General features: G+C 59.8%; 14 protein-coding genes. 11 read left to right on the top strand and 3 right to left on the bottom strand.

Going from position 1 to position 12,525, the window contains the following annotated elements:
* Nucleotides 1-102 precede the first annotated feature (102 nt).
* The 3 genes from IB246_RS17230 to IB246_RS17220 all read left to right on the top strand — a co-directional run bounded on the left by IB246_RS17230 (nt 103) and on the right by IB246_RS17220 (nt 2,295).
* Nucleotides 103-381: a hypothetical protein gene (locus tag IB246_RS17230; protein ID WP_008027298.1), complete on the top strand. Its 279-nt coding sequence runs from the start codon at nt 103-105 to the stop codon at nt 379-381.
* Between the two features lie 95 nt (nt 382-476).
* Complete coding sequence (locus tag IB246_RS17225; RefSeq protein ID WP_008042184.1) at nt 477-1,235, top strand: CHAD domain-containing protein; 759 nt, start codon at nt 477-479, stop codon at nt 1,233-1,235.
* 262 nt (nt 1,236-1,497) lie between these two features.
* Complete coding sequence (locus IB246_RS17220; RefSeq protein ID WP_008027301.1) at nt 1,498-2,295, top strand: acyl-CoA thioesterase; 798 nt, start codon at nt 1,498-1,500, stop codon at nt 2,293-2,295.
* On the opposite strand, the gene IB246_RS17215 is transcribed toward IB246_RS17220, so the two are convergent.
* A complete protein-coding gene (locus IB246_RS17215; protein ID WP_008027303.1) occupies nt 2,296-2,661 on the bottom strand; it encodes an Mpo1-like protein in 366 nt (121 codons plus the stop codon).
* 204 nt (nt 2,662-2,865) lie between these two features.
* A complete protein-coding gene (locus tag IB246_RS17210; RefSeq protein ID WP_008042185.1) occupies nt 2,866-4,347 on the bottom strand; it encodes a methyl-accepting chemotaxis protein in 1,482 nt (493 codons plus the stop codon).
* A 179-nt stretch (nt 4,348-4,526) separates the two neighbouring features.
* Between IB246_RS17210 and IB246_RS17205 the strand changes: the two genes are divergently transcribed.
* From IB246_RS17205 to IB246_RS17170, 8 genes are all read left to right on the top strand, one after another.
* On the top strand, nt 4,527-5,057 hold the full coding sequence (locus IB246_RS17205) for a hypothetical protein (RefSeq protein ID WP_008042186.1): 531 nt from the start codon (nt 4,527-4,529) through the stop codon (nt 5,055-5,057).
* Nucleotides 5,058-5,124: 67 nt separating this feature from the next.
* On the top strand, nt 5,125-5,316 hold the full coding sequence (locus IB246_RS17200; protein WP_008042187.1) for a PLDc N-terminal domain-containing protein: 192 nt from the start codon (nt 5,125-5,127) through the stop codon (nt 5,314-5,316).
* Between the two features lie 228 nt (nt 5,317-5,544).
* Nucleotides 5,545-6,420: a polyamine aminopropyltransferase gene (gene speE / locus IB246_RS17195; protein ID WP_008027310.1), complete on the top strand. Its 876-nt coding sequence runs from the start codon at nt 5,545-5,547 to the stop codon at nt 6,418-6,420.
* 218 nt (nt 6,421-6,638) lie between these two features.
* On the top strand, nt 6,639-6,872 hold the full coding sequence (locus tag IB246_RS17190; RefSeq protein ID WP_008042188.1) for a hypothetical protein: 234 nt from the start codon (nt 6,639-6,641) through the stop codon (nt 6,870-6,872).
* A 219-nt stretch (nt 6,873-7,091) separates the two neighbouring features.
* Nucleotides 7,092-7,433: a ribonuclease E inhibitor RraB gene (locus IB246_RS17185; protein ID WP_008027314.1), complete on the top strand. Its 342-nt coding sequence runs from the start codon at nt 7,092-7,094 to the stop codon at nt 7,431-7,433.
* A 439-nt stretch (nt 7,434-7,872) separates the two neighbouring features.
* Nucleotides 7,873-9,282: a circularly permuted type 2 ATP-grasp protein gene (locus IB246_RS17180; protein WP_008027316.1), complete on the top strand. Its 1,410-nt coding sequence runs from the start codon at nt 7,873-7,875 to the stop codon at nt 9,280-9,282.
* Nucleotides 9,283-9,294: 12 nt separating this feature from the next.
* Complete coding sequence (locus tag IB246_RS17175) at nt 9,295-10,245, top strand: alpha-E domain-containing protein (protein WP_008042189.1); 951 nt, start codon at nt 9,295-9,297, stop codon at nt 10,243-10,245.
* A complete protein-coding gene (locus IB246_RS17170) occupies nt 10,242-11,051 on the top strand; it encodes a transglutaminase family protein (RefSeq protein WP_008042190.1) in 810 nt (269 codons plus the stop codon). The genes IB246_RS17175 and IB246_RS17170 overlap by 4 nt, the downstream gene beginning before the upstream one ends.
* A gap of 120 nt (nt 11,052-11,171) precedes the next feature.
* On the opposite strand, the gene IB246_RS17165 is transcribed toward IB246_RS17170, so the two are convergent.
* Nucleotides 11,172-11,993, bottom strand: coding sequence for a c-type cytochrome (locus tag IB246_RS17165; protein ID WP_008042191.1), 822 nt, complete (start codon nt 11,991-11,993; stop codon nt 11,172-11,174).
* Between the last annotated feature and the right edge of the window lie 532 nt (nt 11,994-12,525).

Below are 12,525 nucleotides of genomic sequence, written 5' to 3'. Positions count from 1 at the left end.
TTCTCCCGAGCGCTATAGTTTCGGCGGCGGGAGCAAGGCACTTTTCACGCGCCGGACCGTCTTACCTGCAAGACTGTTTTTCCTATTGTTGAGGTGTGAGTGATGAAAGCCTGGATCTGTGTGCCCTTGATTGCGCTGGCACTCGCCGGTTGTGCCGGCAAAACCGCTTACCGTGACAGCTGCGGCAACGGGCTCGATGCGGCGTGGCGTGAGCTGGACCTGGCCAAGGCCGAAGGTTTTGCCGGCACCGTCAGCTACTCCAAGGCCCTGTCGTTGCTGACCGGCGCCAAGACCCAGCAGCAATTCGAAGCGTTCGAAGGCTGCGCCAGGAAAGCCGAGAAGGCGCGCTTTTATATTCGTGAGTCACGCGCTGGCCGTTAAACAAGGCGCTAATCTGTAGGAGCCGGCTTGCTGGTGAAGGCGTCATCACGGCTGCCATCGCCAGCAAGCCGGCTCCTACAATTGGAGTCGATCACATGATTAATCGGTTGGTGGCTCAAGTTCTGGGCCTGGAAGTCCGTTTACTGGCCTGTCAGGCCCGATTGAATGCCCGCACCGACCCGGAAGCGTTGCACGATCTGCGCACCACGGTTCGCCGTTTGCGCAGCCTGCTGCGACCATTGCGTGGTTTGCCCGGTGTCGAGCAACTGGAAGCGGCGGCGTCGGCCGTGGGGCAGTTGACCACGCCGTTGCGCGATCGCGAAGTGCTGGCGGCGTATTTGCTCGAGCACGATCAACCCGAGGCGGCGCAACGGCGCATGGCGCAGATGGCCGAGGCTTACCCGGCGGTTGCGGCGAGTCCTGAGCTGTTGCAGTTGCTGATGATCCTTGACGCCTTTCCGCGCTTTATACGCGCCTCGCAGCGTCAGGGTTTGCTCAAGGGCTTGCGTCAACGGATCGAGAAACGCCTGGCCAAACAATGGAAGAAACTCGACCAGGCGCTGCACGATCCCGCCCATGATCGCCATCGTCTGCGCTTGTTGATCAAGCGCGTGCGCTATGGCATCGAGGCGTATCCCGAGCTGGATCGCTTGCCGAAACCGGCGCTGCCCAGACTGAAGTCGGCCCAGGCCGCGTTGGGCGATTGGCACGACTGCTGGCAATGGCTGGCCCGGGCCGAACAGGAAGCCGATTTGCAGCCTTGCGTGGCGGTCTGGAAAACTACCATGGCCCAGGCCGAAGGCCGTGCGGACCGTGTGCTCGACAAACTCAGTGCCACCTGTTTCAAATCCTGAAACCACCATGGATGACTTGATCACTAATTGGCTGGACAACACAGAACCTTGTGGGAGCGAGCCTGCTCGCGATCGCGGTAAATCAGCAGCATCAATGTCGGATGTTGTACCGCTATCGCGAGCAGGCTCGCTCCCACATGGGTTCGGTGTGGAGCCGAGCCATGCGCGGCCCATCTGTCCGTACTTTTGGCCGGAATAAGCGCTGTGCCGTTTTAGCTGGCTGGTTAACATCCCTTCATCCTTTTCTGCCCTTGAGGTTTCCATGCGCTTTTCCGATCTGCTCGACGCCGTCCGCAGCCAGCCGCTGGAGCTGTCTATTCCGGCCGAATGGGCGCAGGGTCGCGCCAGTTTTGGTGGCCTGGTGGCCGCCTTGCAATACGAAGCCATGCGCGCGAAGGTGCCGGCGGATCGTCCTGTGCGTTCGCTGGCGATCACCTTTGTCGGGCCGGTCGAGCCTGAAGTGCCGGTCAGTTTTGAGGTCGACGTCCTGCGCGAAGGCAAGGCGGTCAGCCAGGTACTGGGCCGGGCGATGCAGAAGGGCCAGGTGGTGACACTCATCCAGGGCAGCTTCGGCGCTTCGCGACCGTCCGAAGTGGCGGTAACAGCCACGCCGGCTCCCGAAATGAAGCACTGGGACGATTGCCAGGAGCTGCCATTCATCAAAGGCGTACTGCCGGAATTCATGCGCCATCTGGCGATGCGCTGGAGTGTTGGCGGCCTGCCGTTCACCGGCAATAAATCCCGCGAGATGGGCGGTTGGGTGCGCTTGCGCGGGGATGTGAAGGAAGAGGCGGTCAGTGAGGCGCATATTCTGGCGCTGGTGGACGCCTGGCCCCCATCCTTGATGCCGCACCTGACGAAACCGGCGATGGGCAGCACGCTGACCTGGACCATCGAATTCGTCCAGCCAGTGCTGGAATTGAGCACGCTGGACTGGTGCAAATACCTCGTTGAAATCGAACATGCCGCTGACGGCTACGGTCACGCGGCGGCGCAGCTGTGGAACGCAGAAAATCAGTTGATTGCCATGAGCCGGCAGACGGTGACGGTTTTCGCCTGATCAGTGACGACGGTGGCGCTCACGCCAGGCGCGCCACCAGCCGCCGCTGAGGAAAAACCGTGGAAAGGTCAGGAACTGCTCGACCAGCAGGCGCGACACCGCGTCTTTGCGATCACTGAACGGCTCGGAGGCTTGCGCCTCCAGGCTGTGACCGTGGCGCTGCAGGCCCAATGCCGCGAGCAGGCCGATGACGCCAATCGCGAAGTTCGCAAAGCTCAGGCTGAACACCCCGCAAACCAGCAGCAGAAACGCCACGATGAACAGCGGCACGGCAATCAGGTGCAACACCAGATTGGCCGGGTGCTGGTGATTGTCCGGGTACGCGCGCCATTGCCAGGCGGGAAGGTTGGGGTGACGTTTGCCCATGATGCTGATCCTCGATCCATGTTGAACACATGATTGAAGAATAGGCGCGGCATGGGCGGGCGGCGAATCAAGGATGGCTATCGGAGTGATAGGTGTTCATGTTCGGAATTGATGTTGCTCACACAGACGTCTTCGCGGGCAAGCCTCGCTCCTACAAAGGCTGCGCACGACTTGTAGGAGCGAGGCTTGCCCGCGAAGGGGGCCTCAAAGTTTCAACTGACCTATAGCCTTACTCAGTTCCCCGGCCAGCGCCGCCAACTCATTACTGGTCGTCGCCGAGTCCACGGTCTGCTTCACGGTGTTCTCGGTCACATCGCGAATACTCACCACCGCCCGATTCATCTCTTCCGCCACCTGGCTCTGCTGTTCCGCCGCCACGGCGATCTGGGTATTGCTTTCGCGCATCTGCGCCACTGCGCTGGTGATTTCGGCCAGTGCGGCGCCAGCCTCTTGCGCCTGTTGCACGCAATCGTCCGCCTTGAACGAGCTTTCCTGCATGAAATCCACCGCGTCCCGCGTACCGGCCTGCAACGCCGAAACCATGAGGGTGATCTCGTCGGTCGAGGTCTGCACGCTTTTGGCCAGGTTGCGCACTTCATCGGCAACCACGGCAAAACCACGACCCATTTCCCCGGCCCGGGCTGCTTCAATCGCCGCATTCAGCGCCAGCAGATTGGTTTGCTCGGCGATGCTGTGGATCACATTGACCACGCCGTTGATCTTCTGGCTGTCTTCGGCCAGACGCTGAATCATCTCGGCCGTCTGCTGGACGCCAGTGGACAACCCGGCAATCGACTTCTGCACGCGGCTGACCACTTCCTGGCCGCTGCCGGCCAGGGTGTCGGCGGTTTTCGAAAGGTCGCGGGTGGCACCGGCGTGCTGGGCGATGTGGTAGACGGTGGCGGTCATTTCGTTGATCGCCGTGGCGGCCTGATCGGTCTCGCTTTGCTGGCCGAGCATGCCGTGGCGCACTTCGTTCATGCTCGATGCCAGCCGGGCGGCACCGTCATCCAGTTGTCGTGCGGTGCTGGCGACGGTGTTGACCACCCGTTGGTAACCGGCCTGCATCGCGTTGAACGCACCGGCCATCTGCCCGACTTCGTCCGTGCAGGCCAGTGGCACACGGGCCGAGAGGTCGCCGGTTTTTTCGACGTGGAGCATGACGTCTTTCAACGTATTGAGCTGGCTGAGCAGAAAGCGGATCAACAATTGCGACGCACCGAGCATCGCCAGCATCAGGATAAACACCGCCACGGCGTAGTTGGCGAACCGTTCTTCGAACACCTGGCTCAGGCTCGGGCCATAAGCAATCACGGCGATGTGTTGGCCGTCGGCACGCGCGAACACTTCGGCGCCCATCAACGGGTTTTCGCCGAACAGCGGCATCGAGTTGATCTCGACCCAGCCGTTGCTGTCCGTCAGTTCCAGCACGGGTTGATCGTTGAGCAACGGCGCGTGCCCGCGACTGAACGTCAGCAGGTTGTCGGCCTTGGGCAGCGCTTGCCCGGCCGGCCAGGCGTCGAGCAGGCGTGCCTGTGCCTGGGCGGACACTTTGGATGCGTGACTGCGGGCCTGTTGTTCGAGCTGTACGGCATACAGCACCAACAACAGGGTCGTGACGAAGGCGACAGCATTGACCGCCCAGAATTTATATTTCAGCGAGATGTTGCTAAGCCAGGCACCCATGGAGGTCTTCTCTGATAGCGGAAACAGTATTGGCAAGGTGCCAGCATTGTGCCGCGGCCCCGTGCGCCGGATCTTGATATGGGTCAACATTCCCGGTCACGCTCGCGCACAGGAACTGCGGGGCGTAATGCGCTATCCTTCGCGCCTTCAAAATTCCCTCGCTACAGGATTCCGCCCCCATGAAAGCCGCACTCGTCGAACTCATCAGCAAAATCAGCTCCGGGTGCATGAGCGAAGACGAAATCCTCAAAGTCGCCGACGAAGCGGCCCAGGCCTACGCCGATCCAGAGGCTTTTCTGACAGCCAATCCGGACATTAACTACGACGACACCTTCCCGATTCCGTTGGGCGAGTGGGTCGTCGTCGGCAGCCTGCCGGAAACCGTGCTATTCCAGGCTGACACCTATATGGACCTGTTCGCGCAGATCGTCGCTTCGTTTGGTCCGGGCGTGGATTTCAACATCAAACCCAAGCAACTGGCCAAGACCGAAGCGCTGACCGCGCTCAATCGCATCCAGGTGCAAATGGGCAGCATGAACAAGGAAAACGGCGGTTATACGCTGATGAATTTCAGCCAGTTGCTCGACGACGAGCTGCAAGTGGTGCTGGTCTACGGCAACGACGTACCGCGTGTGCTCGAGCTGTGCGCCGAGGTCGGCATCGCTGCCGCGCCTTCCCTGGAAGCCCTGAAAGTCGCCATCCACGTTTGATGGCATGAAACGAAACCCCTGGGGCCGACTATCCTGAGAGGGCACACAACGCTTAGGGAGCGACACCATGGGTTCCACGTTCAACGGCCTGGTGGGCCTGATCATCCTTGTCCTGGACATCTGGGCAATCATCAACGTGCTGAAAAGTGGCGCCGACACCGGGATGAAAATCATCTGGGTCCTGCTGATCCTGCTGCTGCCGGTCCTGGGCCTGATCATCTGGGCCATCGCCGGGCCACGGGGCAATGTGCGTATTTGATGGTTTCCACCTTCCTTGTAGGAGCGAGGCTTGCCCGCGAAGCTTTTGGCGACCTCACGGACGCTTTCGCGGGCAAGCCTCGCTCCTACAGGTATGTGGAGTCAGAAGGTTCGACCTGTCATCTTCCGCGACGTAGAATGCGCGCCTTTCCCGGGCAATCGAGCTGATCGATTGGCCATCATGGGCGGGTAACCGTCCGTTGCCACCGCATTCATCGGAGCACTTCCCATGAGCAACACTCCTACCAGCGATTACCTGGAAACCCTCTACGAAGGCTACGGCCAGCGTTTTCGCATGGAAAAACTGCTGCACGAAGTGCGCACCGAACACCAACACCTGGTGATTTTCGAGAACCCGCGCATGGGCCGCGTCATGGCGCTGGACGGCGTGATCCAGACCACCGAAGCCGACGAATTCATCTACCACGAGATGCTCACCCACGTGCCGATCCTGGCGCATGGCAGCGCCAAGCGCGTGCTGATCATCGGTGGTGGCGACGGCGGCATGCTGCGTGAAGTGGCCAAACACCGTAACGTCGAGCACATCACCATGGTCGAGATCGACGGCACCGTGGTCGACATGTGCAAGGAGTTCCTGCCGAACCACTCCAAGGGTGCATTCGATGATCCGCGCCTGAACCTGGTGATCGACGATGGCATGCGTTTCGTCGCCACCACCACTGAAAAGTTCGACGTGATCATTTCCGACTCCACCGACCCGATCGGTCCGGGCGAAGTGCTGTTCTCGGAAAACTTCTACCAGGCCTGCCGTCGTTGCCTCAACGAAGGCGGCATCCTGGTGACCCAGAACGGCACGCCGTTCATGCAGATCGAAGAAGTCAAAACCACCGCCGGCCGCCTGCGCAGCCTGTTCCCGGACTGGCACTTCTACCAGGCCGCCGTGCCGACCTACATCGGCGGTTCGATGACCTTTGCCTGGGGCGCGACCAACACCGCTTATCGCAAATTGTCCCGCGAAACCCTGCAACAGCGCTTTGCCGGTAGCGGTATCGTCACCCGCTACTACAATCCGGAAATCCACATCGGCGCGTTCGCCTTGCCGCAATACGTGTTGCAGGCCGTGAACAAGCCAAGCAACGACTGAAGAAATACGCAAAACCCCTGTAGGAGCGAAGCTTGCTCGCGAAAGCGGTGTTTCAGTCGACATTTTTATTGACTGATATGCCGCCTTCGCGAGCAAGCTTCGCTCCTACAGGGACCGTGTTTTTCATGCTTGCACGGCGTAATCTGTTTGAACGATCGGTCAGGGTAAAAGTCCAGATGGATGTAAGCCCATTTACGGGTTTGTTCGAGGAGGCAGTGATGCAAAAGTGGAAAATCACTTTCGTGGATGATCACGGTGAAACAGCCAACGAAGTTTTTGAGTGCGACGAATGCCCGGACAACGAGCACGCCGCCAAACTGATCAAGGAACGTCTCCTTCCTGTCGTCGCCGAACTGGATCTGAACGATCTGGAAGGGCGAACTGCTGATGCAAGCGTCAAGAATCTTAAAGCCCAGAACAGCATCCAGATCCTCGGCATTACTCCCGTCTGATACCCCCTCTGGAACACTCGTGAAATAACCAGGCCTTGGCAGCGGCTCCGACTTGGGGCTACTCTGCAAGCGAGATCAGCGAATGGATCGCTAAGGTCTGGTCTTGTCAGCTACATGCTTGTTTCCCATCGGCAATTTGCTTGCCGCAGCGCTCGCACCCTTCGGTTGCCGGCGTCGGGAGTACGGAAAGTCTATCCATCGGTATCAGGAGGACGTTTCATGAGCACAGCCTATCAAGAAGACATCAGCAGCTCGGTTCTGCGCCGCATGAAAGAAGGCGGTTTCGACTTTTCACGTTTCCATCCCATCGAGTTCTACGCCATTTTCCCGGACGAGGAGCGGGCACGCAGGGCGGCAGGGCATTACTGCGGTGAATCCATGAATGCACAAATCAGCGTGCGCGACGACGGCGCCTGGTCCCTGGAACTGAGCAAAGTGATGTACGCCACCTATGACGGCATCGGCGACTTTGAGCAGGACTTCGAGGCGGTGGTCGAGCCTTTGGGTGGCATCATCGAAGGATGGGGCGTCAAGCAGGAGGTACGAGGGCTACTCGCATAACACTATGAACAGCGACAACATCCACTAACGGCTGACCTTCGGGTTGGCCGTTTTCGTTTGTGACGATCAAGCCCCCTGTAGGAGCCAGCTTGCTGGCGATGGCGTCCTCCCAATCACCGCCAAACCATCGCCCACAAATCCCGAAACAAAAAAAAGCCGCCTGAGCAAGGCGGCTAAAAGGGAAGTTCGGTGAGCATTTCCAGCGAATGCGCGAATTATCCGCATCCCCCTCCGGGCAGTGAAATCAACTCTGACTATGCTGGTGATAGGCGACAGCATTGCTTCGCAATGAAGCGGGGGCGATCAGGTTGGGGCATTTGCCGCACAGGATTGGTGCGGTGTTAATCATGTGAATATCCAACCGATTGATATCAAAGCGTTTCTGCCGATGGCACGGGCCTTGCGAAGGCCTGGATGTCCGGGTGACAAGGAGTACGGCATGATCCGCACCTATTTTGATGAGATGTACGATGCCGGCGGCCAGGTCCGCCCGCATTATCGGGAGTTTGCCCGTTGGCTGGCCGAAACGCCTGACGAGCTTTTGGCACAACGGCGACGCGAGGCCGATCTGCTGTTTCATCGTGCCGGGATTACTTTCACGCTCTACGGGGACGAGCAGGGGACAGAGCGCCTGATTCCCTTCGACACCATTCCACGCAGCATCCCCGCCAGTGAATGGCGGATCGTCGAACGCGGCTGCATCCAGCGGGTCAAGGCGCTGAACATGTTCCTCGCCGACCTCTATCACGAGCAGCGCATCATCAAGGCCGGCATCATCCCGGCCGAACAAGTGCTGGCCAACGAGCAATACCAGTTGGCGATGCAGGGGCTGGATCTGCACCGGGATATCTATTCCCACATTTCCGGCGTCGATCTGGTGCGCGATGGCGACGGCACGTACTACGTGCTCGAAGACAACCTGCGTACACCCAGCGGCGTGAGCTACATGCTCGAAGACCGCAAGATGATGATGCGCCTGTTCCCCGAGTTGTTCTCGGCCCAGCGCATCGCCCCGATCGATCATTATCCGAACCTGTTGCTAGACACCCTGAAAAGCTCCAGCCACCTCGATAACCCGAGCGTGGTGGTACTGACGCCGGGTCGCTTCAACAGCGCGTTTTTCGAGCATGCATTTCTCGCTCGGGAAATGGGCGTGGAGCTGGTGGAAGGCGCGGACCTGTTCGTGCGTGACGACAAGGTGTTCATGCGCACCACGGACGGGCCGAAAGCCGTCGACGTGATCTACCGCCGTCTCGACGATGCATTCCTCGATCCGCTGGCGTTCAATCCGGACTCGATGCTTGGCGTTCCGGGGCTGCTGTCGTCGTACCGCTCGGGCAATGTGGTGCTGGCGAATGCCATCGGCACCGGGGTGGCGGACGATAAGTCGGTGTATCCGTTTGTCACCGACATGATCCGTTTCTACCTCGACGAAGAGCCGATCCTGAAGAACGTTCCGACGTTCCAGTGTCGTAATCCCTCCGAACTGTCCCACGTGCTGGCCAATCTTCCAGAACTGGTGGTCAAGGAAACCCAGGGCTCCGGCGGTTATGGAATGCTGGTGGGGCCGGCGGCGACGGCGGCGGAAATCGAATCCTTCCGCGAGCGAATCAAGGCCAAGCCCCACGCGTACATCGCGCAACCGACGTTGTCCCTGTCGACCTGCCCGACCTTTGTCGAAAACGGCATCGCCCCACGCCACATCGACCTGCGTCCGTTTGTATTGTCTGGCCGCGAAACCCGGGTTGTGCCCGGCGGTTTGACCCGTGTCGCCCTGCGTGAAGGCTCCCTGGTGGTGAATTCCTCCCAGGGCGGCGGAACCAAGGACACCTGGGTGGTCGAGGATTGAAGGAAGCCTGCCATGTTAAGTAGAACTGCCTCGGATTTGTATTGGATGTCGCGTTACCTGGAGCGGGCGGAAAACCTCGCACGGATGCTCGACATCAGTTATTCGCTGTCGCTGATGCCGCAGGATGGCCGCGGTGACGGTCTGCACGAACTCGCCATGCCGCTGCTGATCACCGGCACCCTGGACGATTACCTCGAACGCCACGGCGAGTTGCATGCCGAACGGCTGCTGCACTTTTTTGCCCTGGACGCGGCCAACCCGGCGAGTATTTACAGCTGCCTCGGTTCGGCGCGGGCCAGCGCGCATGCCGTGCGGGGGCGAATTACCGCGGACATGTGGGAAAACATCAACGCCACCTGGCTGGAAATTCGCGGCATCGCCGATCAGGGCTTGAGTCGCTACGGCATGAGTCGTTTCTGCGAGTGGATCAAGGAACGTTCCCACCTGTTTCGTGGCGCGTCCTACGGCACGATCATGCGTAACGATGCGTTCCGGTTTATTCGTCTGGGCACTTTCATCGAAAGGGCGGACAACACCTTGCGCCTGCTCGATGCTCGCTACGAAATGGCGGGCGATCAGGCCGAAGCGGTCAGCGACGGTACGGCTCACGCCTATTACCAGTGGAGTGCCTTGTTGCGGGCGTTGTCGTCGTTCGAGGCCTACACCGAAATCTACCGCGACGCGCCCGGTGCCCGGCATGTGGCCGAGTTGCTGTTGCTGCGCGCCGATGTCCCGCGATCCCTGCGCGCATGCACCGAAGAAATCGACCAGATCCTCGCTCAACTGCCGGGGGCCAATGGTCGTCCTGCGCAACGTCTGGCCGCCGAGATGGACGCACGCCTGCGCTACACCGGCATCAACGAAATTCTCGACGAAGGCCTGCACGCCTGGCTGACCGAGTTCATCCCGCTGGTGCGCCAGTTGGGTAACGCCATACACAGTTCCTACCTGGAGGCTGCATGAGACTTTCCATTAGCCACGAGACCACCTATCACTATGAAGATCAGGTGCGGGCGAGCATCCAGTACCTGCGACTGACCCCTCACGACAGCGAGCGCCAGCACGTGCTCAGTTGGCAGCTCGACCTGCCGCGCCCGGTGCGCGCGCAACTCGATCCGTTCGGCAACATCCTGCACGTGCTGACCATGGACGAGCCGCATGAAGCGATCATCATCGGCGCCCGTGGCCAGGTCGACATCGACGAACTGCGTGAAGCCGAGCACGAGAGCCAGTCGGCGTTGCCGTTCCTGCGCTTTACGCGCCTGACCGAGGCCGACGAAGCCTTGCGTGAGTTCGCCGAGAAGGCGTGCAAAAAGCGCCGGGACCGCGCGGCATTGATCGACTTGATGCATGGCCTGAATTCGCACATGACCTACACGCCGGGCTCCACCGAAGTGGACACCAGCGCCGCGCAAGCCTTCGCCGGGCGTTCGGGTGTCTGTCAGGACCACACCCACGCGTTTCTCGCCTGCGCCCGCAGCCTGGGCGTTCCGTCGCGTTATGTGTCGGGCTATTTGTACAGCGAGAACAGCGAGCATCTGGCCAGCCACGCGTGGGCGGAAGCCTGGCTGGATGACGCGTGGTACAGCTTTGACGTGACCAATGAACTGGCGCGACCGGAGCGGCATTTGAAACTGGCGGTGGGCCTGGATTACCTGGATGCCTGCCCGGTACGCGGGATGCGTCGGGGCGGCGGGTGCGAGCAGATGCACGCGAAGGTGTTTGTGTCGCCGACGCCGATGCCGGTGATTTCAGTCCAGCAGCAATAGGTCTGTTCGCCGCAAAAACCTGTGGGAGCGAGCCTGCTCGCGATAGCGGTCTGTCTGTCACATTCATGTTGAATGTGCCACCGTCATCGCGAGCAGGCTCGCTCCCACATGGAAATAGTGTCAGGGCTTGGTTTTGCGCCCGGCCATGTGCTTCAAATACCCCACCAACATCTCCAGATCCCCATCCGGTAAAACCGCCGCCGAAAACCCCGGCATCTTCGCCTGCGGCCACTGCCGCAAACTCTGCGGATCGCGGATGTAGCGCTTCAAAAAGTCCGCCCCGAAATACTCGGTCGGGTTAAACGGAATGTTCAGATCCGGCCCGAATTGCGCATCCCCGGCACCGTTCAATCGATGACACGCCAGACAGTTCTTCTGGAACAGCGCAAACCCCACATTCACCGGGTCGTCCGCCTTCAGCGCCGGATCCGGCAGCAGGGCAGGGAAGCGCTCGGCCACGGGCGCCATGCGTTTGATGTCAGCCACTTGAAAGGGCCATTGCTCGGGACTGATATTTCCGGCCTGCGGATCCGTCCATACCAGATAAAACGGCCCGGCACTTGGCTTGTCTGCCGACAGCGCCGGCCACGGTTTTGTCGGGTCTTCAATCGCCAGCCACGCTCGCGCACCTTGGCTGTTAAGCAACGGCGCGGCAGCCAGTTCGGCAGCAAAACCATCCAGTGCCACAGCTTGCAGGTGATCGTCAGGCTTGATGCCGCTCAACAACGCCGACAGGGGCACGGCGCGATAGCTCATGTCCCGTTTGTAGGAAACGTCGTTGGTAATGGTGATGGTCTGAACCAGAGGATGCTTGAGCAATTCCTCGGTCTGCCAGGTGCGGCTGTGTGCGCCCAGCTCCAGGTTCAGCTGTGCGGCATAAAGGGGCGAGCCGAACAGCAAGGCCCCGAGCAGAATGAGCGTTTTCAACAGATCGCCGTCCATGTCGTGGAAGTGCCGCAAAGGTTGGCACACCCACGCCGGCCCGGGTAGCGAGCCAGTCACATTTTTAAGAGGCGATGGAAACTGTGCGCCGATTTTTTAATAAAGACTCAGCCGATCACCTTCGTCAGGTTCGGCAAAATCAACAGCAACGTAGTAGCGAAAAGAATGAGCCCGGCTTGACGTACTTTCGAATGTTTGAACATGGCTTGACCGCCTTTTTTGTTATTTCCTGATGCCTGCCTGCATATCTCCATGACGGCAGAGCGTTGCACTTCCTGTAAGGCGAGCGCCTCGGCAAAACCCGACGACAACTTCGCATATGTTCACCTTAGGGCCCGCGTCACTCGTGACTTAGATCCCTTTCGTATGGAGTGCTCACTTATTGCTTTAAAAAAGGCATGAGGCCTATTGCCAGCTTCTTTGCCGCCCTTTTGCTAGACATCTCGGTGTCCTGAAACGATCAATCCGGTAGCACACTACCGTCCGTCTGAGCGTGTCCGTCAACGTCAGTGAGCATTGCGGTCATTGAATC

This window comes from Pseudomonas sp. PDM01, from assembly GCF_014852325.1.
GTDB classification, from domain to species: domain Bacteria; phylum Pseudomonadota; class Gammaproteobacteria; order Pseudomonadales; family Pseudomonadaceae; genus Aquipseudomonas; species Aquipseudomonas migulae.
The sequence above is the reverse complement of the archived record's forward strand: the minus strand, read 5'-3'. Positions and strand labels throughout refer to the sequence as shown.